Source organism: Bizionia myxarmorum (assembly GCF_008086205.1).
Taxonomy (GTDB): Bacteria; Bacteroidota; Bacteroidia; order Flavobacteriales; family Flavobacteriaceae; genus Algorimicrobium; species Algorimicrobium myxarmorum.
Genome location: NZ_VSKK01000003.1, coordinates 350696 through 377460, shown reverse-complemented (window position 1 = coordinate 377460; position 26765 = coordinate 350696). Strand labels below are relative to the sequence as shown.

At 33.0% G+C, this 26765-nt stretch carries 16 protein-coding genes, 1 tRNA gene and 1 pseudogene; 9 read left to right on the top strand and 9 right to left on the bottom strand.

The annotated features are described in order from the left end of the window. From ES674_RS15485 to ES674_RS12870, 4 genes and pseudogenes are all read left to right on the top strand, one after another. Positions 1–224 (top strand): annotated as a pseudogene (locus ES674_RS15485) (helicase); the annotation flags it as partial. 956 nt (positions 225–1180) lie between these two features. Next, the gene (locus tag ES674_RS12880; RefSeq protein WP_148404599.1) at positions 1181–3682 is read left to right on the top strand and encodes a DUF4268 domain-containing protein; all 2502 of its coding nucleotides are present in this window, start codon (positions 1181–1183) and stop codon (positions 3680–3682) included. Positions 3683–3743: 61 nt separating this feature from the next. Then, on the top strand, positions 3744–5354 hold the full coding sequence (locus ES674_RS12875) for a hypothetical protein (protein WP_148404597.1): 1611 nt from the start codon (positions 3744–3746) through the stop codon (positions 5352–5354). Between the two features lie 80 nt (positions 5355–5434). Further along, positions 5435–6199 carry an SOS response-associated peptidase gene (locus ES674_RS12870; protein WP_246126048.1) on the top strand — a complete coding sequence of 255 codons (765 nt, stop codon included), beginning with the start codon at positions 5435–5437 and terminating at the stop codon, positions 6197–6199. A 40-nt stretch (positions 6200–6239) separates the two neighbouring features. Here ES674_RS12870 and ES674_RS12865 read toward each other — a convergent pair whose 3' ends face one another. The 9 genes from ES674_RS12865 to ES674_RS12825 form a co-directional block, all read right to left on the bottom strand. Next, on the bottom strand, positions 6240–7292 hold the full coding sequence (locus tag ES674_RS12865) for a T9SS type A sorting domain-containing protein (RefSeq protein ID WP_148404595.1): 1053 nt from the start codon (positions 7290–7292) through the stop codon (positions 6240–6242). A gap of 327 nt (positions 7293–7619) precedes the next feature. Next, positions 7620–8663, bottom strand: a complete 1044-nt coding sequence (locus ES674_RS12860; protein WP_148404593.1) for an HNH endonuclease — start codon at positions 8661–8663, stop codon at positions 7620–7622. Beyond that, positions 8647–10299 (bottom strand): restriction system-associated AAA family ATPase, encoded by a 1653-nt coding sequence (locus ES674_RS12855; RefSeq protein ID WP_148404591.1) that lies wholly within the window; start codon positions 10297–10299, stop codon positions 8647–8649. Before ES674_RS12855 ends, ES674_RS12860 begins: the two co-directional genes overlap by 17 nt. After that, positions 10300–11847 (bottom strand): restriction endonuclease subunit S, encoded by a 1548-nt coding sequence (locus ES674_RS12850; RefSeq protein WP_148404589.1) that lies wholly within the window; start codon positions 11845–11847, stop codon positions 10300–10302. It lies immediately after the preceding gene. Then, positions 11847–13550: a type I restriction-modification system subunit M gene (locus tag ES674_RS12845; protein WP_148404587.1), complete on the bottom strand. Its 1704-nt coding sequence runs from the start codon at positions 13548–13550 to the stop codon at positions 11847–11849. Before ES674_RS12845 ends, ES674_RS12850 begins: the two co-directional genes overlap by 1 nt. Continuing rightward, entirely contained in the window at positions 13550–16345 is a 2796-nt protein-coding gene (locus ES674_RS12840; RefSeq protein ID WP_148404585.1) for a type I restriction endonuclease subunit R, read from the bottom strand. Before ES674_RS12840 ends, ES674_RS12845 begins: the two co-directional genes overlap by 1 nt. Position 16346: 1 nt before the next feature. Then, entirely contained in the window at positions 16347–16541 is a 195-nt protein-coding gene (locus ES674_RS12835) for a helix-turn-helix domain-containing protein (protein WP_093145449.1), read from the bottom strand. A 321-nt stretch (positions 16542–16862) separates the two neighbouring features. Beyond that, positions 16863–17876 carry a phospholipase D-like domain-containing protein gene (locus ES674_RS12830; protein ID WP_148404583.1) on the bottom strand — a complete coding sequence of 338 codons (1014 nt, stop codon included), beginning with the start codon at positions 17874–17876 and terminating at the stop codon, positions 16863–16865. Between the two features lie 579 nt (positions 17877–18455). Then, positions 18456–18540, bottom strand: a tRNA-Ser gene (locus ES674_RS12825). A gap of 178 nt (positions 18541–18718) precedes the next feature. On the opposite strand from ES674_RS12825, the gene ES674_RS12820 reads away from it, so the two are divergent. The 5 genes from ES674_RS12820 to ES674_RS12800 all read left to right on the top strand — a co-directional run bounded on the left by ES674_RS12820 (position 18719) and on the right by ES674_RS12800 (position 26529). Further along, positions 18719–19348 (top strand): NAD(P)H-dependent oxidoreductase, encoded by a 630-nt coding sequence (locus ES674_RS12820; RefSeq protein WP_148404581.1) that lies wholly within the window; start codon positions 18719–18721, stop codon positions 19346–19348. Between the two features lie 27 nt (positions 19349–19375). Next, entirely contained in the window at positions 19376–20572 is a 1197-nt protein-coding gene (locus ES674_RS12815; RefSeq protein WP_148404579.1) for a DegT/DnrJ/EryC1/StrS family aminotransferase, read from the top strand. 340 nt (positions 20573–20912) lie between these two features. Beyond that, on the top strand, positions 20913–21725 hold the full coding sequence (locus ES674_RS12810) for a DUF4412 domain-containing protein (protein ID WP_148404577.1): 813 nt from the start codon (positions 20913–20915) through the stop codon (positions 21723–21725). A 35-nt stretch (positions 21726–21760) separates the two neighbouring features. After that, positions 21761–22369: a hypothetical protein gene (locus ES674_RS12805; RefSeq protein ID WP_148404575.1), complete on the top strand. Its 609-nt coding sequence runs from the start codon at positions 21761–21763 to the stop codon at positions 22367–22369. Positions 22370–22647: 278 nt separating this feature from the next. Continuing rightward, on the top strand, positions 22648–26529 hold the full coding sequence (locus ES674_RS12800) for a hybrid sensor histidine kinase/response regulator transcription factor (RefSeq protein ID WP_148404573.1): 3882 nt from the start codon (positions 22648–22650) through the stop codon (positions 26527–26529). Positions 26530–26765 lie beyond the last annotated feature (236 nt).

Sequence of the window (26765 nt, the reverse complement as noted above, 5' to 3'; positions counted from 1 at the left end):
TAGGTGATTTATTAGAAAAATTGACCAAAAATAATATCAGAGCAACTACCTCTAAAGTTTCTGAAACTCTTAAAAGTCAATTTGACTTAAAAAGCACGAATGGTGCCTATACTAAATATTATTTAGCTTTACAGCCAAGCTCAAATACGTATAAAGTTGAAGAGCTAAAATTGAAAGGGAGGTATTATACATTCATGCAACTGGATTTTATGAGTGAAGATTAGCGTTGATTTGTTGTGAGCCTTAAAAAAGGCTTTATAGTCAATTAGTTAGATGGTAACAAAAGGTCAACACGACGTCAACAATTGGGATTGCATGATTATGTACATTTTAATTTGTTGATGCAATGTTGACCTTTACTTGTTTAGTTATCAATTGATAACGGAGCTGTCAACAAATCAACAGCGTTTTATTGAAAATTTATTTACTCATATCTTTTCCTATCAACAACAAAATTTCAATTGCTAAAAAATATTAGGTAGTAATTATGGAAGAATATAAATTACATAATCAGTACAATTTCATGAATGTCAATTTAAATTGTGTAACACACAAAAGCTCAAAATAGTTCTTGACAGTTTGGTGTTTTCAACAAAAAAAGTCGAAATGACCACATTTGAAGTCTAAATCAACGGTGAGATTTTCAAACATCAACGGTGAGATGCTAAATTATCAACGGTGAGTTATTATTAATCAACGGTGAGAATATTTTCATCAACGGTGAGATTGCTAGCATCAACGGTAAGAAAATAGTGATATTGGTTACAGATGTAGTCAAAAAGAGTACAACCGTAACCATTATCAACGTTGAGATTCCAATTCATCAACGTTGAGTTTCTAATTCATCAACGTTGAGATTCTCAAAATCAACGTTGAGTTTTTAAGACAAATGTTGTTAACTTTTTAAAGTTTCCTCATTTTAAGTGTTTCCTGTTTCAGCATTTAAACCTAACTTCCAGTTTTTAAAAACAACATAGTTGCATGGCATTATTCCAATCTTCCGTACTTAAATCTCACCTTGCTTTACTTGATGAAACCACAGTTGAAAAAGCCAATGTCATTAAGCAGAAATAAGTAAAGCAGAACAAGAAATAGATTCTATGGTATATCAGCTTTATAGTTTAACTGAAGATAAAATTAATATTGTTGAGAATAATGAATTAAAGAAGTAAGAAGTTATATGAAAGCGAACGAATTACCCATCACCAATTTTTTACAAGCCCAAAATGTACAATTTGTGATACCTGTATACCAACGAAATTATGATTGGACAAATAACGAATGTAAAGAATTGATAAATGATATTATCGCTGTAGAAAAGTATAATAGGGGAACTCATTTTATTGGTAGTATTGTATTTATTCATGAAGGTCTATATAGCACAAGTGAGGTAAAAGAGTTGGTGATTATTGATGGTCAACAACGCTTAACCACTATAAACATTATATATGTCGCTTTATATCGTTTTGCTAAAGAAAGCGGTATGCAAAATGATGCCGATATGCTGCTAAACATGTTCTTAACTAATCAATATGTTCAGAATGAATCCAGCAAGTTAAAACTTAAGCAAACAGATAATAATTCGTTAGCATTTAAAGCTATAATGAATGGTACTGAAAATGAGTTTAATCAATATTCCAACGTGATTGAAAACTTCAATTATTTCAAAAGTGTGATAACCAATGAGAATTTTCAAACTGTCTTAAATGGTCTAAAAAGGTTGATTTTTGTTGAAATTTCATTAGAAAGAGGGAAAGACGACCCACAAAGAATCTTTGAGAGTTTAAATTCAACAGGTTTAGACTTGTCGCAATCCGACTTAATTAGGAATTATATCCTGATGGATTTAGACCCTAAAAACCAAAACAAAGTATTTGAACAAGTTTGGAACCCTATTGAGGAAAACGCCAAAGACTTAATTAAGCAAAAGTCTATGGTTTCAGATTATATTAGAGATTACTTAACGCTTCGGAATAAGAAGATTCCAAATAAAAACAAAGTTTACCTTGAATTCAAAAAGCTATATATCGATAAGGACGAATCTTACACGCAGGAGCTGGATAATATAAAATCATTATCGGTTCATTATAAGAAGTTTATAAACCCTTCTACTGTTCAAAACGCTAATATTCGTCGAGAATTAGAATACATTTCCCGACTTGAAATTAATGTAGCTTTCCCATTTTTACTTCAGGTTTTTGAGGATGCTGAAAATGGACTTATAACGAGTGAAGAATTGGTTAGGGTATTAAAACTTATTCAATCCTATACTTGGAGAAGATTTGTGATTGGCTTGCCTACGAATGCTTTAAATAAAATATTTATGTCGCTTTATTCCGAAGTGGATATAGAGGATTATTATGACTCCATTGCTTTGGCGTTAATAAAGAAACGGGGTGTTTCCAAATTTCCGACAGATGAGGATTTAAAAACGGCATTAAGGGATAAAGATTTATATAATATTCAATCAAAAAACAGAAACTATATGTTTGAGTTATTGGAAAATTATAATAATAGAGAATATGTAAATACTGCAAATGAGAATATAACAATAGAACATATATTTCCTCAAAATCCTAATGAAGATTGGGGTAAAGCCATCACAACTGACGATTATTTCATGTTTAAAGAAAAATATGTAAACACAATAGGTAATTTAACATTATCAGGTAATAATGGGGCGTTAAGCAATAAGTCATTTATAGAGAAAAAATCTATGAACAGACAAGGGCAGGAGCAAGGTTATGTTTTTAGCCGTCTATGGTTAAATGATTATCTAAAAACTATTGATAATTGGAATTTAGATAATTATAATGAGCGTTTTAGTTTGATAAATAATCGTTTTCTAAAAATTTGGGAATACCCTAAAGTTGAAATTCCATCTTCTGAAAACTCCAATGAACAAAATCTGTTTGATGCTGAATCTCCCAGACATAAAAAATTAGAGTACTTTATATTTGAAAACACAAAAATTGATGAAGAAGTTATTTCAAGAATGTATTTTTATGTCATTGAAAAATTATATGAAAAGAATCCACAACTTTTATTAGAAGCAAAAGACATTTTTAAGATAACCAGAAAAGAGTCCGATTTTAGAGCACCACAGGAGGTTTCAAGTGGTTATTTTGTTGAATCTAATATAGACAGTAACTCTAAATTTAATACCCTTAAAAGGCTATTAACATTATATGAGCTTGAAGATGAATTAATAATAAAATATGCTGATAATGAAAGTGAAAATACGTCAAGCCGTTTTAGTATTAGGAAAGAGTATTGGAAACAGCTTTTGCCTTTAATAGATATCACGAATTTGTTTTCAAATGTAAATGCATCCAAAGATCATTGGTTAAGCGCTGGAGCAGGCATATCAGGTATGAATTTTACACTTGTGATTACTGGTAGCTATGTAAGAATTGAATTAGGTATTTCTACCTCAAGTAAGGAAACGAACAAAAAATACTTCACTAAAATACAACACCAAAAGAAATCAATTGAAGAAACCTTTGGAAATCAACTTGAATGGCAAGAATTACCCGAACATAAGATGAGCCGCATAAAATATGAATTACAAGATGTCAATTTATTTGACAAAAGTGATTGGGGTAAAATGAACGAATTTTTATTAAGCCATCTAACTAAATTTGAAGAGGCCCTAAAACCAGTTATTAATAGCATTAAATAAAAAAAATAGTAAATCCTCAATAGGTAATTTAATTTATTATAGAGTTGTAAAATCAGATTTCATGTCTTTAGAAGAGAAGCAATATGACATAGAAGCCAACAATGATTGGGCGAAAAATGTAAAAGGAGAACACCTTTATATTGACAGTGCTAAAAGTGGTCGGCAGGGTTATTTCTGCATTGGTTGTGATAAGCAAATGGATGCTGTAATTAGGAAAAAGAACCCCAAACATAGATCATATTTTAGACACGTACCTGTAGATATTTCTAAAGATGAAACACCCTGTACCTTCAGTAATCGTGAATACAGGGAAACTTTAGCCACAGATATTCTTCAGAGACTAAAAAGAATTAAAGTACCTGCTGTATATAAATATGCTCCTATAGGAAAAGAAGGCGATCCAATGTTATTGGAAAAGGCCAAGTTTATTGATGCTCATAGTGTAAAGTCGCAATTAACATTTTATGAAGATATTGATGGTACTGTAAAATTTGGCAAGAACCCTGATATAGAAGCCAGATTTTTACTTATTAGACCTGATGTTATTTTCTTTGATTCACAAGGTAAGCCCATATTATTTATAGAACTGGTCATTACTCATAAGGTAAATGAAGAAAAGAAAATAAAGTTACGTCGATTAGGTATTGATACTGTGAGTATAATTGTTCCTAAATCATCAGAACAAGAGATAGAAGACAATTTTAAAACAACGCAACGCGTAAAATGGGAATATAATGGAATCGAAGCAATCACCAAATATGTACGAGTTTCCTCTGGAACTTCAGAAGGAGTATTGGAATTTGATACAGACCAAAGAAGAATTTTTGAAGAATCTATCTCCTGTCGCAAAGCAAGACTTAACAACACGTTACGAACAATTAATAAATGCTTACGAACAGAATCTTACAGAGGAGCTGAACAGCACTTTGAATCGGAAATATCACGAATTGAGGGAGCTACAAGAGCAGAGACAGAGGGATTGGACGATATGGAAGGCAGATGTCATGCAGAAGTATACGCATCAATTGCAGGAGGATACGAAGCGCTTAAACTCGAAAAAGAACGATTTAAAGACGAAGAAAATAAGTTTAGTTCAAAAGGTAAAGATCTGGAAACAAGATATCATAGCAAAAGAAGAGAACTTGAACAAGAAGAGGGAGACTTATCAAGGCTTATCAGCGAATACTCTGAACTTGGAGAGTCTACGGAAAGAATTAGAGGAGAGTTTAGAACGCAGCTTGCACTTGGAAAGATTGATATTGAGCGAGACACAAGAACAATTGAAGGAAATATTGTTATCGATACAAAAAGAAGAGAAGGTTTATCAAGAAAGTTTGGACTGCTTGAACAGCAGTCAAAAGAAAGATTTACTAGAGATAAGTCAAGCCTTGAAAAGCAATCAAAAGAAATTGAATCAGAACTTAACGACTTTGCAGAGTTCACTCAAAGAGAAGAAAGAAACCTCCAAAGAGAATTTGAGGATGTTGGAAAACAATCAGTTGAAAGAATTATCAAAAGAGATAGCATTGGAGAATCCGAATTGTCCAGAAGAATTGAATCAGTACTTGAAACTGGGCGACTATCAAACAGTTTTAATGAAAGACTCGAAACTTACGAGAGATTCAAAAGATATCTTAAACTTGTTAGAAGCGGAACTTGGAAAAAAGGGTGAAACATTGGAAGGTTTTATGAGTGAGGTTGAAAGAAGAGATGAGTTTTAATAAAAATGAATATTATTAATTTATAACTTAAATGGCTGAAGCCAAACAAGTAAAAAACATGTGTTTTCATACCAGCACCACATTTAAAACTAAAAAGTTAGAAGCCTTTTATAAGGTTAAATTAGGCGATGAGAGTAACCGAGATAATTTTGACAAGCCAAATTATCATCTCAATGGATTCTCGCATCCTAATATGCTTATTATTCCTCAACAGAAGTCTAATGTGTTAACTCCAGCAGTTTGGGGCATAGTTCCAAGCGGAAAATCTAAAAGTGATATAAAGCCCTATTTTAAAGAATCAGTTAGATTTGGTAGTGGTTTAAATGCAAGGTCTGAAAAGGTATTTCAGCATTTTATGTATAGAGAATCTATAATGACTAAACGTTGTATCATTCCAGTTTCAGGTTTCTTTGAACCACATGACCAGAAAGGGAAGAAATATCCCTTTTATATTACTTCTAAAAACGAAGAACCAATTTCTTTGGCTGGGTTATATACCATTATTGATACGGTTGTTACGTTCACCATATTAACGAAAGATGCATCACCACTTTTTGAGAAAATACACAATAAGAAAAAAAGACAACCAATAATTCTAGATTCTGAACATACTCATAATTGGTTGTCTGTAGATTTGAATGAAACAGACATTGAAGAGTTACTAAATGCTGACTATCCTGAAGGCAAATTGAATGCTTATTCTGTTAGTAAGGATTTATTCAGTCCTAAATTTGAGAGTAATGTTGAGAATATTTTGAATCCAGTTAATTACGAGGATTTAGAGCTGAAGGTTTAAGGTTTTTTTTCTACCACAGTACTTTGTTAGCAAAAGTTTATTATTTTTTTAAAAATTTAATTATTTTACCTTTATCAAACTGTAAAAAATATAGTCCTTTAGTTAAGTTACTAATATCAATTTTTTGATTATTGGATATTTGTCCTTCAGTTATTTCAGAACCATTAATACTATAAATTGTGTAAATTACTGTATTAGTTAAATTAGACAGCTGAATATAATCAGTTGAAGGGTTTGGGTATAATTGTATAGTCGAATTTGAGATGTTGTCATCTATAGAAAGTCCAGATATATTAATTTTTGAGATTTTAGAAGCACCACTTTCAGCAATATATAGGTCATCTCCTATAATTATTGTATCATTAGGAAGATTTAATCCAGTTACTACATCTGTTAAAGTAGGTGAAGTGTCTGTAATATTTATTTTAGAAATCTTACCACCTCCAAATTCAGTAATATATAAGTCGTTCCCGTTTAGAGTTAAACCAGATGGGTTATTTAATCCAATTACTACATCTATTGCCGTAGGTGTTGGATTAGTAATATCTATTTTAGATATTTTATTTTCAGTAAAATTGGAAATATATAAATCGTTGCCATTAAACACTAAACCAGTTGTATTTATGCCAGTGATAATATCTGTTACAGTAGGTGTGGCATCATTAATGTCTATTTTAGAGATTTTATATTGTTCAGGGCTGGGACTGTTAGCAAAATATAAATCGTTGCCTTTTAATGTGCCCTTCGTAACTTTGTTAATTAAAACAACATCTGTCAAAGTAGGTGGTATATCTGTGATGTCTATTTTTAAGATTTTATCATCATTATTGTCCAAAATATATAAATCGTTTCCATTTATAGCTATACCAACAGGATAGGAAATATTCGTTATTACATCTATTGCCGTAGGTGTGGGATCAGTGATATCTATTTTAGAGATTTTACCTCCAGTATTTTCAGAAATATATAAATCGTTACCATTTAATACCATATCAATAGGCCAACTTAATCCAGTTACTACATCAGTGGTTTGTGCATTTAAATTAATACAAATAAAAAGCAAAACTGGTGCTAATAGGTGAACTTGTTTCATAATTAAGTTTTTAATTTATAAATGATAATTTCTTTGTTTAGTAAAACACCGAAAAGTAGTTGTTTATCAATTTTTGCTAACGTTTAGTATATGAAAAGTAGGCGATTTAGAAGCACGAAACTTTCGGTTAAGCATAAAGTCTGATACTAGCAATAAAGCTCGAATTTATCAATAATTCGCCTATTTTTTATATACATTGTTGTGTTTTCGTGCTTTATTTTCTTTTCGTTTTTCAGCGTTGGGGCAGACATACTCTTTGACAATTTGGTTTGTGCGGTTGGCTTTAAGCGACTTGGCAATGAGTATGACTGCTAGGTGTTGGCTTTTTCAAGAATAATATCTTGCTTCAAGTTCTGCCTTCGCCATAATTGACTCGTTTATAAATCCCTCCAAAGCTGGTTTTCTTAAGAAAGCCAAGCCTAGTTCTTCTTCTCGTTTTAAACTCTTTAGATAGTACTTTTTCCTACGTTTCTTAGTGAGAAAGAATATATCTCGGTCATGCATATGCTCCCAATATCTTCGATACCACTTATCTATACGAGCTTTCACGTGACCAGAATAGCGACTGTCGATTTTATAGATTGCTTTCCAAGATTCAATTTCATCCCTTTTGCCATCAGGATTAACAAAGTCAATCCTCCAATCTACTTTTTCAGGTTCTATATTATCTATAGCAATGTGAAATTCGACAGAAATACCTTTGTGTGAATTATCAAAAGGGTAAAACAGCTTTCCTGATGAAACAGCAATAGTATCTGCTTCTCCTTTGGCATCAAATGAATTACATTCTTTGCAGGAAGGGACGAGATTTTCAAAATTCACAGCTGACAAAGGGTATAATGCTTTAGGTAAGAAATGATCATATTGATCTCTTGTCTTATCTTCTTTTTTCTTCAATTCTCCAATACCGCATATAGGACATAGAGTTACTGCTTTGTTTTTATCGCTGAAAACATTAAAATGATCTCTAAGTGTTGTTGTGTATTTTGTTGTAAATCCTGCACCATCTAACACTTGAGTATATAAGTCAATGAAAAAATCACGAAGTAATTTGTTAATTCCTGTAGAGTTTTTATCCATTGTAGGCGGAACAAAATTACCCTTACAAATGTTTTCTATATCGTTACTATCCCTGATTAATTGGCACAAATCACTTCTATCTTGTTGTGGCCAAGTTTTAAGGACGTCATAAATTGCTTTACTTCTTTTTTTTAATACCGATGGATGTCTTTTTACAATATACAGAAAATCAGGGTCGAAAAATGAAAGGTCGAAAGGACCTGTTTCAAACTCAATCCTATCAAAAAATTGAAGTACATGCTGATGAAGCATGCTGTGACAAGAAAGATGATATTTATACGTTTTTATCATCTTTCCTTAATTCGTTTTCTCTCATTATCAATTCACGGAAAAGAAGCACTTTTTCAACAGATTCTCCAAGTACACGCGAAGCCTCTTTTGCTGCTTGAATTTTTTCTAGCGTGTCTAATCCAGCAGACTTTATTTCTTCTATTTTCTTTAAAGACAAATCCGATATTGATTCTGTCTTTCCAAAAACTTCTTCTGTTATAATATTTACTGATGTTCCGAAAGTTTTAATTTTTGGATTCTCCGCTTTCCCTTTTTCAAAGACAAACACCCGTTCTCGTCTGCAGTCAGAAACAATAAAAGGCGAATGAGATGTTACAATTATCTCCTGCTTTCTAAAATTATCTTCCTTCTTCTCTTTAGTTGCTTCATTAATCAAACTGATAAGCTTTGCTCTCCATTCAGGATTAAAATGTGTTTCAGGCTCATCAAAAAGCAAAAGGGAACCTGATAAGTTCAATAGCATTATGCTTCCTAGCGTATGCATAAGTTGATGCTCACCATCACTTAGGTTTTTGTATTTGATTGGTTCTTCTTCTCCCGATTTTCTGAATTTCAATTTTTCTATTTGAAACACCAATCTATCTCTAGCAGGAACTGGTACTAAATAGGAAAGATTATCTTCTAAACTCCCAGTGTTCTTAATCTTGTTTCTTGTGTCAACTCCTTGACAATGGATGTTCATGAGATTGAGAAAGAATAGATCTCTGTATAGTAAAATAGAGGAACCAAATTTCCTTTGAAATGCACGCTTCATTTCACTTTTTCCATCCACATCTTCATCAATTATGAAGGACAATTTCAATTCATGGAAATTTGCAGCTCCTGTAGTCTCTTCTACTGCAGAAGCACAATCTTTTAAGTTATCAATTGCTTGCTGTAATGTTTGTGCAAATTCAATGGGATTATTTCGGTAATTCCTATATCGGATAATAATATTGAAGCTATCTAATTCATCAACTTCTATAGCTTTTTTGATTAGCCCAACATTATTGTCTTCCGAGAAAAGGAAATTACATAGGGTAACGAATTGACTGTTTTCGTAATCCAAATGGAAGAGTCTACTCAAAGCAAGTTCTTCATTTATGTCTTTACTTTCTTTAGAAGTTAACTGGTCGAAATAATGATAAGATGACTTTATAAATGGGTTGCTAATTAGCTCATTGTGTCCAGAACTATACGATATAACTTGAACAGGTAAAATAAAAATATCAGGGTCTGAGATTTCATTAACCTGAATTTCATTGTCTGATTTTATGGTGATTTTAGGAAGCTCATTTGGCTGCTTTGTAATAGTCACCTCCGAATCTCTAGTGCCTTCCCATGATAATTTTTCAAGTTTACTTAATTTAGCTCTTGCTGCTGCTTGCCAAGTAATATCCATTGAATAAGAAACTTCAAAGCCAAAAGGAGATTTGAATCTTTTGGCTGGTTTTGCTTCTTGATGAACATACACATCCAAGTAATAGAAAATCTCAGCAATGACTTCCAGTAAGTTTGATTTTCCCGAACCATTCAACCCAACAAAACAGATTGGTTCAATGCGACCTTTTAATAATTCTACATTATCAAAGCGGTATTCGCTGTTTGCAACAAGGCCTCTAAACGGAGTTAATATTTTGACGCTTTTTAACCTCATTTAAAGGATCCTTTTAAAATAGATTTGCTCCGATAAATCTGTTATTTCATTGAAGGCAGCATCTGACTTACTAAAACCAGATTTGTAAGAAGCATCAGCAAAAACTTGCTTGAGCTGTTTTTTTCTCACCAAACTGAACACTAGATTTTTTAACTCTTCAAAATCATATTTCCAGTCCAAACCTTTTACCGCTTCTTTAATTTCTTCGAAATTGAAATGTGAGCCTGAACAATTTCTTGAAATATGACTTAATAAATCTTCTTCTGTCTTAAGAAATGGAATATGAGTTATCGAAGCTGTTACTTCTTCTTTTTTCTTAACTGGTTCAGGAATGGTTGTGATTTCTTGCTTTTGCTCTATGACTTCAACGGTAGCAGAAATCTTGGGCTGTACTTTTATAGTTCCTTCGAGATAAATCTTTTCAATAATTGTGAGGTCGCCATTAAAAGCTTTATGACTCAATGATTTGTATAGCTCATTTAATTCTAGAAGACTCTCATTGTATTTTGATTTTAATTTTTCACCTTGAATCGCAATTCTTGAGAAGCTTAATTGTGCTTCTATTGTTGGCTTAGGTAAAGGAATTTTTTTAAATTCTCCTTTGCTTAGCATCTTTTTCATTCCTTTAGATGCAAAACCCAGAATGTAATTTCTAGAAATTTTAAATAGCCAATAGAGATAGAGCGGTTCTACATCACTATTTGGTTGTATAGCATTAATTTGTTGATTAAAACAAACCTTTCTATCTGTTAAAGCGGCTCTTCCAATTGATTTCTCACTACCTGCTATACACGTCACTAATAGGGCTCCCTGGTTTACTGCTCTTCCTGAATCCATGCCTTGGTTTGATAAAAATTCCTGAGCAGGTGTAATGTATAGTTCGTTTGATTTTATGTTATCAGTTTTTATCCATTCAATATGTTTTGAAGAATAAAAGGATTTGTTTCCTCTCGAAGGAGTATTTCCAGTAACAATTTGACCAAAATCACTAATCGGTTTTAAACTCCATTCTTTTACATTATTAAAAGGTTCCCCAAACATTGTCAAAAAAGTATGCTTTAAAAACTCATCTGCTAATATGATACTCTCTTCACGGGCAGATATAAGTTTATTTGTTCTTTTTAAAACAGTGGCAATACGTTTCTGAACATCAATTGAGTCGGGAACAGGTATTTTTATTTCTTTTAGGTATTTAAAGTGACGACTATAACCAGCGTTATACAAGTTGATGTTACGTAAGTATTCGTAAATGAACTCTACATTCGCAAGACTTGAATCAACTTCCAAAACTTTAACTCCATCCGCACCAATGGCAAAAGGGAAGTCAATAAACTTGAAAACACGTGTGTGATCACCGAAAATGATTACTGGTGTATCTTTTTCAGTAACTTTTTGAATATCGTTTGTGTAGCCACAAATAAAATCCTTTCCTTGATCAATTATAGGATAAATACCCTCTTTGAGATAATCCGTTTTTGGAATTTTGGTGTAATTCCTTGTCACGTCTTTTACGACCTTTCCAAAAGGTAGATTTTTAAATTCAGCCATTACCCAATCATTTCTTTTAAGGTTTTTAATTCCTTTTGAATGTTCTCTTCCATTGATTCGAGATTTTCAAAAAGTTTGACTGGATCTTTAACAATTACTTCCTCATGAAAGTCTTTATTATATTTCTGAAAGGTTAAATCATAATCCATACTTTTTATTTCCTCAAATGGCACAGAGAAATGTTTTAGCGTACGATCAGTGTTATCTTCAGAGTTTCTATTCTTGTATCGGTGTACTATATCTTGCAAGTCACCATAATCACGTAACCGTCCTTCTTTCATTAAAGGAGCTCGTTTATCGTTTAACTCATAACCATCCTTTTCCATGTCATAAAACCATGTTTTTTGAGTAGCTGGTTCTGTTAATGAATCGTCAGGATTATAAACCTTGGTGAAAATTAGTATTGCTGTACTTACCCCAGCATATGGTTTAAATACACCACTTGGTAGTGCTATAACTCCTTCTAGCTGACATCTCTCAATCAGTATTTTTCGAGTTTCAACAAAGGCTTTTGCTGTGCCAGATAAAACCCCTTGTGGTATAATAACGGCTGCTCTTTTCCCTTTTCGAAGCATATTATAAATGCGTTCTAAAAACAGTAATTCAGTTCTCGTTGTAGGTAGCTTCAAACTGGTGTTTATATCACCTTTGTCAATATTGCCACTAAAAGGCGGATTAGCCATGATGACATCATATTCCGCATCTTGATTATACTTTTTACTTAGTGTATCTGTGTAATCAATATTGGGATTATCAATACCATGCATCATGAGATTCATTAATCCCAAACGAACCATAGATGAATCAATATCAAAACCAATCAAGTCGTTTTCTAACTGTTTTTTTACATCTTCAGTAAGCACCGAAGAAATTGTTCCTCTTTCAAAACCATCCTCATCTGTAATTAATTTTTCTGGTGCTTTTTTCCTTACTAAATCTGATAGTATGTATTGGTAAGCTCCAAGTAGAAATCCAGCAGTTCCACAAGCAGGGTCGCAGATTTTCTCGCCTAATTTAGGTTCAATCAGTTCAGCCATCAATTTAATTATGTGTCTTGGTGTTCTAAACTGTCCGTTTTTTCCAGCGGTTGCAATTTCACTAAGAAGCATTTCATAAACATCCCCTTGTATATCTTGAAAAGCTTGTCCTCCTTCTTCTGCATCACGCTGAATCTCAATAAAAATCTGTTCAATTTTCTTGACAGCTTCCACCAATAATGAAGGCTTTTCAATAACAAACACGGCATTTGCCATATGCTTAGTAAAAGGAGAAGTTCCGCCATTCAATTGCTTCAAAAATGGAAATACGTTGAATCGAACATGATTGAGCATTTTATCTGCTGGGAAATTTGAAAAGTAACTCCATCTCAATTCTTCAGCAGGTCTTGGTTTTCTGGCTTCTTCCAAAGCCTTATCAAGTTGTTCTTGTTCTTCAAACCAAAATGTTCCCCCTTCACCTTTTCCAAGTTTATAGTTGCTTTCATCCACATATGGATTGTAAGTGCCTGAAAAGCGAGATTTGAATTCTTCATTGTTCCATTCAGCATCACGTTCACGTTTTGCTTCCAAATCATCCAAACGCTTCATAAAAATCATGTAGGTAATTTGTTGAATTGCAGTCAATGGATTGCTAATGCCACCACTCCAGAATTGATTCCAGAGTTCGTCTATTAGACTTTTCAGTTTTGCGTTGCTTTGTAACATTATGCTGCGAGTAATTTTTCTGTTAGTATCAATATTTCGTTAATCTCCTTTGGGCTAAACACACCTCTGATTCCTTCAGGATGTATCATTGTAAATGGAGATTCAATGAGGTTTCTTTTTTCTATTTCGCCTTTTTCAAGTATGAAGTTTCTAAGCAAGTCTAGAAATTGTAGCTGTCTGCTTGCCAAATAACTGTGGTCAGCAATGAATTGGTCAAAAGACTTTGAAACTGTTTCAGGGAAACTCTCCAAAATTCGAATACCTAAAATATGCTTTATAAACTCTACAAATTGAGCTTTACGGTGATTGTAGACTCTTCTTAATAAATCAATGGTTATATGCGGGTTTGCATCATGCAGTTCTTCAGCCAATCTATTGGTCTCATCTTCTGATATTGGTTCACCGTTTTGTATCTTTTGTAAGATTGGATTGGTTGAAGTAAGTTCTTTCACTTTCTCTTCGACCATTTTACGATAGCGCTCAATACTTACTGCTTCATTTTGAGGACCAAATTCTACAAATTCCTTTGTTGAAGTAAGGTCTGTGAAATCAAATTTTGCTGGTCCAAGTGGTGCCACTCTTGAATCAATAAACTTCATCAAAGGAGATAGCTTTTCAATAAGTTCAATATATTTTTCTTGAGATATTGAATCCCAAAATTTATTGCTTTGAGACTTTGAAATGAGCCCCTTTTCTCTAGCTACAATGTTGACTGAAATAGGTAGCTCTGATATTTTTTCGACTAAACCATCCTTCAGCGTTCCGAATTTTTCTTTATCCTCAAATAAACCAGCAAGCGAGACTTCAACCACATCTCTTTCAAATCTCATGGCTTTGAAATCCTCACCAGAAATAGTTCTCAGTAAGGGTTTAACCGTAGTTCGAAGGAACTCGATTTTGTCTTCTGTAAGTTTTGTCCAGAAATTTTCGTCATCCAATCGTTGAAGCTCATTTTTAGCTTCCATAATGACAATGGAATTCTGAGGCAGTGAATCTATTTGTTTGCGTAATCGTGAAAGCTCGGAATCGATTATTTCTTCTTCATTTAACTCTGTTGCTTTTTCAATTTTATCTAGTCGTAAACCGAAAAGCCTAACGGGTAATGGAATTTGAGCTTTTAATTCTTTCCCTTTTGGATTGAGTTTGAAGTATTCAAAATTGTCCCAACAATCAAGTATTAAAAAAGCCTTTTTTTCTGCACACCAAGGCTTCATTTTGGTTGGTTCAAGTAATCTTGTACCTCTACCAATCATTTGCCAGAATTTAGTGTAAGAATAGACTGGTTTGGCAAAAACTAGATTTACCAACTCTCTAACATCAATTCCAGTGTCAAGCATATCTACGCTTATAGCCACTCTCGGCATATCATTATGTGTAAACTGGTCAAGCAGACCGCCTTTTCCATAAACTCTAGGGTCTTCTGAAACTAGTACTTTGGCTAATTCTCCGTTGTATTCTGGATAAAGTGAGTCGAATATTTGTTCTATTCTTCTAGCATGAGCTATAGTTGCACAAAAGAAAATGGTTTTGCCTGGAAGAACACCATTTGGATCTTTAATGCTCTCTTCCATAAATTCTTTTACAATAAGAGCATTTGTGCCTTTATTGATTACATTTTTTTCGAGCTCTGTTCCTTCGTAATTAATTTCTTCAATTTCCTTTCCTTCGAGGATTAGCCGTTTCTGGTCTTCTAATGAAATAGTTCTCTTACTAATTCCTTCTTCTTGAAACTTGGTTTTAATCTTCATTACCTGAAACGTGCTCAAGTATGGAGGAATGTGGTTCACTGCTTCTTCGTATGAATAAGCGAAAGTTGGTACTCCATCATCACAATTGAATATTTTAAATGTATTGTGATCGATAACATCAGTTGGAGTTGCAGTTAAGCCAAGTGTTATTGTGTTAAAATAATCTAGAACTTCTCGGTAGGTATTATATATACTTCTGTGACTCTCATCAATAACGATTAAGTCAAAGAAATGAGGAGATAAAGTATTTTCTTCATCTCTTACAATGTTCAGCATTGTTGGGTAAGTAGAAACATAAATTCTACGGTCTTGTGCTATGTTTTTTTCTCCGACTTTTGGCCACCTAGGTTCATATGGAAGGTGTTCCTTGAATGCTTCCATGGCTTGATCTCTCAATGCAATCCTGTCAACAAGAAATAACACTTTTTCCACCCATCCAGCACGCATCAAAGCTTCAACCATTGCGATGCAAGTTCTGGTCTTACCTGTGCCTGTTGCCATTACCAAAAGAAACGTTCTACGTTTCCTTTCTAAATCTTCCATCACCGCACGAATAGCTCTTATTTGATAATCACGACCTGCAATCTTGGTGTTTATTAGTTCCCCAGAAAGTGGTTTCCTTGCTTTTCTTACATAGTTATATCTTTCTAAATCTTCTTTTGTTGGAAATCCATGTACTTTTCTAGGAGGGTAATTTTCTAAATCCCAAAAGAAGATTTCATGACCGTTTGTGTAGAAACAGAAAGGTAATTCACCGCCTTGTTTTTTTTGAATGTTATAACAGTATTGCTTGGCTTGTTCTCTTCCAATTGAAGCATCCACGGAAGATTTTTTTGCTTCAACGACAGCTATAGGTTTTCCATTTTTCCCGAGTAAAACGTAATCACTAAATTGCCTACCAGAATATGGTGTCGAGGCCTCTTCGACTAAATTATCATCTACTATTATATGAAGTTCCTTAATGACTTGAGAGCGGTCATTAATGTTCCAACCAGCTAGTTTTAGCCGTTTGTCAATTATATCTTTTCTTGTTTCTGCCTCATTCATATTAGCTCTTATTAGAGACAATTAAATCCTTAATATCTACATCTAAGATGTTCGCAATTTCATTTAATATTTCAAGTCTTGGTTGTTGTCTATTCTGAACATAACCGTTAACCATGTTGTAACTCTTTCCCAGTTTTTCAGCCAGCCAAGTTTGCTTAATTCCTTTCTCTTCGAGTACTTCCTTTATTCGGTTCATTTCCGTCCAAAATTATCCGTCCAAGATACTATTTAGTTTCTAACTATCTCGTTTTTCAATATGAAAACCGTTCGAATTATTATCGTCCTGCGAGCGTGAGGAAATTTTAGCTCTTTTGGTTTTTTCAGCATTGGCTTATGTGTCAGTAAAAACCAAATGTGCTAAAATGAGCGGCTGACTTTCTTTGCATGAAACACAACGTATTTGTGTATGATTAGTGGCGTGTTTAAGAACCTAATTTAATAAACAAAGAATGAATAGAAAATCTGCGAGGATTTTCGTAAGTAGGCCAAAACTAAGCCATTAATTATGCACGGTGTTCTACGCAGTTTTTTCTTCTTTTTCCTCCGTTATTTGCTCTAATAAACCAGTTATTTTTTTAGTCAAGATTTGTTTATTTCCATTGTCAAGTGAATATTTTTCCATTTTTAAATTTCCTTTCAGGTCAATTGTAAAATGATATTTTAATTCCGCTTTTCCAGCTGGTTTTTTTGGTAATCCGTCTAATCGCATTTTGGCAAATTTTGGATTCAAACTTGCTTTCGGATTTTCTCCGTAATGAATTGTTGCTTCAGAACTCGTTTGATTATCTGCGGAAGTTCTAACTATAGCTGTCGATGAAACCGGTATCATTGAGCCTTTTTCCACAACAATTTTATATCCATCGTTTAATAAACTTGAACCAATAGAATGCTTTAATCTATATTTCTTTGTCAGGTCTAATGCAAAAGCGGTTTTTTGAACTTCAATATTATCTGGTGCAATTTCAAATGCAGATTCAACAATTTCTGGTCGATTTGTCACTTTTGCTTGAAATACAATATCATTTGCTAAATAATCTCTTGCTCTTAAAACATTATTTTCATCAACTTCAAAACGAGTTAATTGTCTAATTTCAGTAACTTTTTCTGTTAAAGACTTCAATCTCTCAAATTCACTTATAAATGACTCAATTGTATCTTTTTCTTCCTCTATTATTAAGACATTTTCTCTGTTTTTACTTTCCGCATAATAAGTCCAATTATAAGAGCCATTTATTAATATTTGATTATCGATAACACAAAATTTGTTGTGCATTGGATTATAACCGTCCGAAAAGTAAAAATCTCCGCCTTTATCTACGAATTGCTGAAAATTCAGTCCAGTATTTCTGTTATTTATAAAATCATTGTGAATTATCAATTCAACTTTCCGACCTTTTTCAATTTGTTCTATTAGTTTGTCAAATAGTTCCTCGTTTGTAAACCAATAAACTGCAACAATTATTCTTTCAGATGCTTTATCGAGAGCATTTATTATTTGTTGTCTGATATTGTCGAAATGTACACTTACCATTTTTTAAAATTCGATGTTATTTCTTTTATGTTCGGATGTTTGTTCAAATTGTGTAGAAGGTATATGTATGTCTATTGGTGTGTATATATCTATTATATCTACTACGAAATTAACATTTTTTGTACTCTTTTTAACGTTAATTTTAAACTGATTTATTGATTCCAGACTAAAAGTATAATAATAATTCGAAGTAGTTTTACGGCTAACCATAATCTAAATTTTTATTAGTCAAGCTGCAGATTTTTATAGATGAAGGGTTTAATGATAAAAAATATATTGCTCTTACATCTAAATATTTGTTCCTGAAATTATACTATGGGGATTAGTTTTGTTGTAAAGTTTATAAATTAAGGACTTATCCGTTAGGATTTACACCACTAAAGATTATAATTTATTATTGGGTTGATGCTAGTATTTAAGAAATCATCTTAATTTAATTATTTAAACAGCATTGAAAGCAGTTAGTTTAATCAAAGATGTCTACAAAAAAATAGGAGGGAGTTAACTTGCAGAACTGTCAACTGGACTGTCAACTAAAAAAATAAACCCCTGTAAATCAAGTGTTTACAGGGGTTTTAGCGGAGAAAGAGGGATTCGAACCCCCGGAGGTGTGACCCTCAACAGTTTTCAAGACTGCCGCATTCGACCGCTCTGCCATTTCTCCCGGAGCGCTTTATCAGGTTTACCCTGAATGCGGCTGCAAATATAGAACCCTTTTTTCATTCTTTCAAATAAAAAAACTGAAAAGTTTAAAACATTTTTCAGATTGTAGCTAATAAATTTATTTTCTGTTAGTTGATGCCAATCACTTGTCTTATTTTTGCAGAAACCTCGGAACATCTATGAGAATTATTGAACATTTGCAATGGCGCTATGCGACAAAAACGTTTGATACGACTAAAAAAGTATCACCTGAAAAATTAGATATTGTTAAACACGCCTTTAATTTAACAGCTACATCCTACGGTTTACAACCTATAAAATTAGTAATTGTTGCCAATCAAGAATTAAAAGAGCAGTTGGTTTCCGTTGCCTTTAATCAAAAACAATTGGAGCAAGCGTCTCATGTGTTGGTGCTTTGTATTCAAACCGGAATTGATAAAGCTTTTGTTTCTGAATATTTTCATCGGGTTCATAGCATTCGGGAAACACCAAAAGATATCTTGCAACCTTTTCAGGATTTTTTAATTTCCGATTTTGAAAAGAAACCACAAGAAGGTCGCGAGGCTTGGGCTATAAATCAAGCTTATCTAGCCTTGGGTAATTTGCTTACGGTTTGTGCTTTGGAAGGTATAGATTCCTGCCCCATGGAAGGTTTTAAACCGGCAGCATGTGATGACTTATTAAATTTAGAAGAGCAGGGTTTAAAATCGGTTTTGTTATTACCTATTGGGTATCGCGCCGAAGATGATATGTTTTCAGAATTTAAAAAAGTTAGAAAACCCATTGCAGAGAGTATTATAGAGTTGTAGTTTTATAGAATATTAAATAAAATCAATATGCCAGGATTCGAATTATTTGGAAGTGCAGAACGAAAGGAAGTTCAAGATGTTTTGGACAGCGGCGTTTTAATGCGTTATGGTTTTGATGGTATGCGAAATGGACATTGGAAAGCCAAAGCACTCGAAGCGGAACTTCAAGAAAAATTGCAAGTAAAACATGCGCAATTGGTTTCTAGCGGAACAGCTGCAGTTTCAGTAGCACTTGCTGTTGCTGGTGTTGGCGTTGGTGACGAAGTTATTATGCCCACATTTACATTTGTTGCTAGTTTTGAAGCTATTATGATGATGGGCGCCATTCCGGTTTTAGTAGATATTGATGATACTTTAACGCTAGATCCTATAGCAGTTGAAGCCGCAATTACTTCTAAAACGAAAGCTATTATGCCGGTTCATATGTGTGGCAGCATGGCAGATTTGAACGCCTTACAAGCTATTTGCAAAAAGCACAATTTACTGTTGATAGAAGATGCGTGCCAAGCTATTGGCGGTTCTTACAACGGAAAACCATTAGGAAGTATTGGTGATGTAGGTTGTTTTTCATTCGATTTTGTAAAAACAATTACTTGTGGCGAAGGTGGCGCTGTTATCACCAATAACGAAACCTATTTTAAAAATGCGGATCACTTTACAGATCACGGTCATGATCATGAAGGCATGGATCGCGGTGCTGAAACACATCCTTTTTTAGGTTATAACTTTAGAATTTCTGAATTGCAGGCAGCCGTTGGTTTGGCGCAAGCTCGTCGTTTATATGATTTTGTGGCCATTCAAAAGAAACATTATGGCATTTTACGAGACGTTTTGTCCACGATTCCAGAAGTGGTTTTTAGAACCGTTCCAGAAGGCGGTGAAGAAAGTTATGGCTTTTTAAATTTCTTTTTACCCGATTTAGAAATAGCTAGAACCGTTTCAAAAACATTTAAAGAAACCGGTGTTGACGCCTGTTTTCATTATTTTGATAATAATTGGCACTATATCCGAAAATGGGATCATTTAAAGGATGTAAAAACCTTGTATCCAATTTCTTCGGAAGTAAAAAAAGGCTTGGAATATCTTCAAACAAAAACATTCGAGCAATCTGATCAATATATAGCCCGAAATATTTCCTGTTTAATCAAATTATCTTGGACAGAAGAAGCTGTGAAGGCACGTGCTGAAAAAATGAAAAATGCTATTTTGGATGCTTTAAAATAAATTTAAACACATACATAATCTAGCAACTTTAGAGAATTTAAAAATTCTTTAAAGTTGCTTTTTTTTTGCATTCAACGCTTCTGAATTTAAAGGTTCAATGGAATCAATTAGTTGGAAAACCTTCGCCACGGCTAAAATGAAACATATTTTATAGGCTTTGAAACATATCTGATATACCTGGGTGGAAAGATGCGATACTTTTATCCTAAATTTTTAAATACCCGATTTTTAAATCCTTTTAAAAAGTAATTATCAGGTTTCAGTTTTAATTTATGGAACATGTTAACCTTTTAAAAAATGGCTTATTAATAAGTAACATAAAACCTTAAAAACTTTTATTATGAAATCAATTCTCTCCATATTACTTCTCGTTTGCTTTGCATATTCTGGACAAGCACAAATTTTTGATAGACTAGCTGATAAAGCCGCAAAATCGGCTGAACGTACTTTAGAACGGAAAGTGGAACAAAAAGCTCAAAAGGAAACTGAAAAGGCTTTCGATTCTAGTTTCAACAATAAACAATCTTCCAAAAAATCTAAAAATAAATCTGTTTCTAGTGTAGATAAAACGCCCGATGCTGTTTACACGTTTACACATAAATACGTGATGCAAATGGAAAACGATAAATACAATACCAATCTAACCTACTATTTAGCGAAAGACAAAAATTACTTGGGAAGTACTATGGAAGCAGCGGCAACTATGTTTACGGTGATGGATATGGATAAACAGTCGCTTTTTATGTTTACAGAGTCCGGCGGAACAAAAATGTTGATGGCTACTAGTATGGATTTCGGTAAAATGTTAGAAGACAACCAAGAGGAAAAGGATGTCAAGTTTGAAAAAACAGGCAGAACCAAATCCATTTTGGGCTATAACTGTTCAGAATACAATGTAACATCTAGCGATATGAAAGGAAAATTTTGGATTACGCAGGATGCTGGTGTTTCGTTCCCAAAAGGGTTTCAAGACATTGCTGATAAAAGTAAGAATTCCAATCAAGCTTGGATGGGAAATATTGAAGGTATTATGATGGAAATGTATATTACGGACACGTCCAAACGTAAAGAAGAAACTATGAGCATGCGCTGTGTAGCTCTAGAAAAATCTGATTTCAAAATCAATACCACGGATTATAAGAAGTTTATGTAAATCATATTAACCAATAACATCTAATAAAATCGATCATGAAAATAACGCAAATAACTAGTAAAGTTTTATTCATTCTAGCATTATTAATTACAATTTCCTGTTCAAATGATAAGCCCGTAAATGATAATCCTACAAATAATATTCCTACAGTAACAGAAGGCGAAAGTCATACCTATAATTTAAGCTTTAGCGGAGGCGAAATAAATGGTAAAACATTTTCCGGAAATTTGCCTAATAAGGATATGGGTAATGGCGCCTATGCCATCAGACAACAATATACTAATTCTGAAAATGTTTGGGTAGATGAAATTGCTTTAGTTCTGAATAATGGTAACAGCGATGATGAAATGGGAGTTTCAATGATCTTACAAATGAACAATGACCAAGCAAAAAATTTTGGACCCACTTCCATTGATGACAGCTCCTCATTGACTATCATGTATGGTAATTATTTAATGAGTCCACTATCAGGAACTTCAAACATCACCAACTATGGGGAGATCACCAATTTTTTAAATGTCGTTTATGCGTATTTTACCATAACATTTAATGCAGAAATGCAAGTTCTAGATATAACGAATGGGGCTCAATTTACAACCCAACTATCTGGATCAATTTCTATTAATCGCTATTTTACGCCCTAATATTATATTTTGTTTTTCTATTAGTTCCATATTCATGCGTCAATTCAACATTTGACGCATGAATATTTTTGTTTAAAGTATCTAATAAACACATCAAATATCCTTCTGAAGCCAGTATTAATACCATGATTGTTTAGCATCTTTTTGCGTCTTTAAACTAGTATTAAATCCGAATCTTAAATTAAATCCCCAAAACCATTGATGCGTTTATTAAATAATTACCTTTTAAAATTAACTATTAAAAACATTTTAGTACTTTAATTGCTAATTCCATATACATGAGGAACTTAACGCTACTTTTTATTTGGTTTGTTCCTTGTTTTGTGTTTTCTCAAAGCAATAAGCAAATTGCGTTTAGAGAATTAACAGTGGAAGATGGACTTTCGCAAAACAGCGTGGTAAGCATTGCTCAAGATAGTATTGGATACTTATGGTTTGCCACTCAAGACGGTCTTAATAAATATGATGGTAAAAAATTCAAATCTTATAACATCCAATTTGAAGATGTAACCCGAACGACTTACAGCAAACTCGGTAAAATTTATTCAGATAAATTAGGAGGCATTTGGATAGTTTCAAATTCAGGTATATTAGAAAAGTATCAACAGGAATTGGATCAATTTAAACCTGTTTTAAATACTAATCAGGTTAGTACGCTTATTCAAGACGGCGCCAAAAATTTCTATATCGGCACCTATGATAATGGTTTGATTAAAATTAATCATAAAACTAAAGACACACTTCAATTTTTAAAACCAGCCGATGCTAAAAGAACTATTTATGATTTTTTAGAAACGCCTAATAAAGCAATATTAGCAGCTACTAATAATGGGCTTATTAAAATTACTAATGATAGGTATCAATTTATAAAAATCGTCGATGATACAAACTTTAGCTCATTGGCTTCATCAAATCAAGAAACCATTTATGCCGGAAGTTTTGGACGTGGTTTATTTTTGAAAAAAGATGAAGAAGAACTGTTTAAATCTTTTAGTGGTTTTGACCAAGATATTCTTCCCAATAATTTAAATATTCAAGATTTACTAGTCGATAAAAATGACAGACTTTGGATAGCTACTTATGGCCAAGGTGTATATTTAGTTGATTTCAAATACGAAACCGTCAAACATTTTTTAGCGAATAAGAACAATCCGTTTGCCTTACATTATAATGATGTATTATGCTTATTCCAAGATTTTACCGGTACTATTTGGTTAGGAACGGATGGCGCTGGATTGAGTTATTTTGATGAATATCTCACCAAATTCAATGTCCTTACCAACAATCAAATGCCTAAAGATATCCACGTGGATGTTATTAGAGCTATTTCTGTAAAAAACAATGACATTTGGGGAGGAACCTCTGGTAAAGGTTTGACGAAAATTAATGTAAAAAATGAGGACTTTGAGACTTTAACCAGTGAAAACTCCAATTTGCTCACCAACCGTGTTATGAGCTTATTTCACTATAAAGATGAACTTTGGATTGGGCATCAAAATCAAGGATTGCAGAAACGCACTGCAGCTGGCCAGTTTATAAACTTTCAAGAAACCAGTGCTTTTACAATTTGGAATATTAGTGAAGCATCCAACAACAAATTATGGTTATGCACTAGAAATCACGGATTAATTCTGTTTGATATTGAAAAGGGCATTCAACAGCATTATTCTATTGAAAATTCCAACCTCACGTCCGATAATATTCGCGTTATAAAAAAGCAAAACGATCATACATTTTGGATTGGAACCGAAGATGAAGGCATCTTTAAATTAGATATAGAACAGAATGCTATTGAAGAAATTCTCCAGCTACACTACCCGGTGAAATCATTATTTCTTGATAAAAATATGCTTTGGATTGGGACCAATGGTGATGGTTTAATTTCCTATAATACATTAACCAATAAAAGGAATATTTATACAACTGCTGAAGGCATTCCTAACAATGTTATCTACGGAATTTTACCCGATGAAAATGGAAGTCTATGGATTAGTTCCAATAAAGGCATATCGCGTTTTTATTCGAAAAATGATTCCTTAAGTATAGAAAATTATACGAATTATGACGGTTTACAAGCTTCAGAATTTAATACTGGTGCTTACTTTAAGGATGATAATAACACATTATATTTTGGTGGTTTAGAAGGATTAAATTGGTTTAATCCGAATCAATTATATGCCAATCCGACCAAACCTAAGACCATTATTTCAGGTTTGGAAGTCTTTAATACAGAACGTTCTTTACAACCAAACCAAGAATTAAAACATTCGGAAAATACTGTAACGTTTACATTTTCTGCCTTGCATTTTTCACAACCTGAGCGAAATCAGTATAAATACAGGCTTATAAATAACGATAGAGATTGGATTTCTTCTGGACATAATAACAAAGCACATTATACCAATTTACCACCCAATTCTTATCAGTTTCAGGTTATTTCAAGTAACTATGATGGCGTATGGAATTTGGAGCCAGCCACACATTCCTTTACTATTTTACAACCTTGGTACGCCACCAATATAGCAAGGTTGGTCTATTTTATTTTAGGACTCATTTTCTTATTTATACTATATAAATATTTAAAATGGCGTTGGCACGTAAAAAATCAATTGCGTTTGGAGCATTTGGAAACAGAACGCCTTAAAAAGTTGGATGAATTAAAAACCAAGTTATACACGAATATTTCACATGAATTTAGAACGCCTTTAACATTAATTTCTGGACCTATAGAAACTCAATTAAGTAAAAAAAATCTCTCTAAACAAGATAAAAAGGAATTGGGTTTAGTGAAACAAAATGCCAATAGACTTTTAAAATTAGTCAATCAAATGTTGGAATTGTCCATGTTAGATTCTGGACAAACAAAATTGAAAGTTTCGAAAGGTAATTTGAGCATTTTATTAAAACAATTGGTGTTTGCATTTCAGTATAAAGCAACTAAAAAAGATATTCGAATAGAATCGCGAATTGAAAAGTTACAGGATGTTTGGTTTGATAGCGATATAATAGAAAAGGTCGTCTCCAATATATTTTCCAATGCGGTTAAATATGCGCCAAAAGAAAGTGTTATTCAATTTGAGGCAAGTCAGCAGGAATACAATTTAGTAATTTCCATCACTAATAAAATTGAACAAGGTAGTTTAACGGATTTAGGTAAATTATTTCAAAGGTTTTATCAAAACAATGAATTTTCAGAGGGTGTTGGTGTTGGTTTAGCTTTAGTTAGAGAATTGGTAGCACTTGCCAAAGGCACAATTGTGGCGAATAACATGGCAGATAATTATATTCAATTTACAGTGTCACTTCCTTTAACCGAGGATGCATTTACTTTAGATGAAATAGATACCCCGGTTTACATAGAACCTATTATTACCGAAAAAAATACCTACCTGGAAATTATAAATGATGACACACCCTTGCTCTTAGTAGTTGAAGATGAGCCCGATATTCGCGAATTTATAATATCCATTTTTTTTAATCATTATAATATTATCCAAGCTAAAAATGGAAAAGAAGGTGTTGAAATGGCATTAAAAGAATTGCCGGATTTAATAATTAGCGATATTATGATGCCTCTTTTAGATGGCATTAACTTATGTGATACCTTAAAAACAAATGAGCTAACCAGTCATATCCCCATTATATTATTAACAGCCAAAGTGGGTAATAAAAATGAAATAGAAGGTCTTAAAACGGGAGCAGATGCTCACGTAACCAAGCCATTTTCTAGTGAGAAATTAAAATTACGTGTTGAAAAGCTAATCGAAAATAGACAAAAACTTAAAAAGCATTTTAGTAAAAACTTTCAACTTAATCCAGAATTAGCAATAACCTCCACCGAAACTGAATTTTTAAAAAGGCTTCAAGTTACTTTAGACGAATATATAACCAATCCTGACTTTAACAGCGACGCTTTGGGTAAGCAGATGCAAATTAGTAGAACGCAACTTCACAGAAAACTGAAAGCCATAACTGGCATGACAACGAGCGAGTTTTTACGTTCACAGCGTTTAAAATTATCTTTAGAGTTGTTAAAGAAATCAGACGCTACCATGGCAGAAATTGCTTATCAAATTGGATTTAATTCCCCTTCATATTTTAATAAATGCTTTAAAGACGTTTACGGCTGCACGCCTAACGAATATTTTCTAAAAAACTAGAAAGTAGCGCATTCTAAGCACTTTTACACCCTTTGAAACATAATTTATAGTCTTTGACACATATCTGTTATTCAAAGGTGAAACTTCCACATACTTTTATCAAACTTTTAAATAGTTAATAAATGAAAAGCTATAGCAATAGCCCCAGAAAGAATGATAAAATATATTTAAGTATTAACCATCTAAAGAAAGGTCATTATGAACTTGAAATATTATTGAATAATAAGGTCGTGATG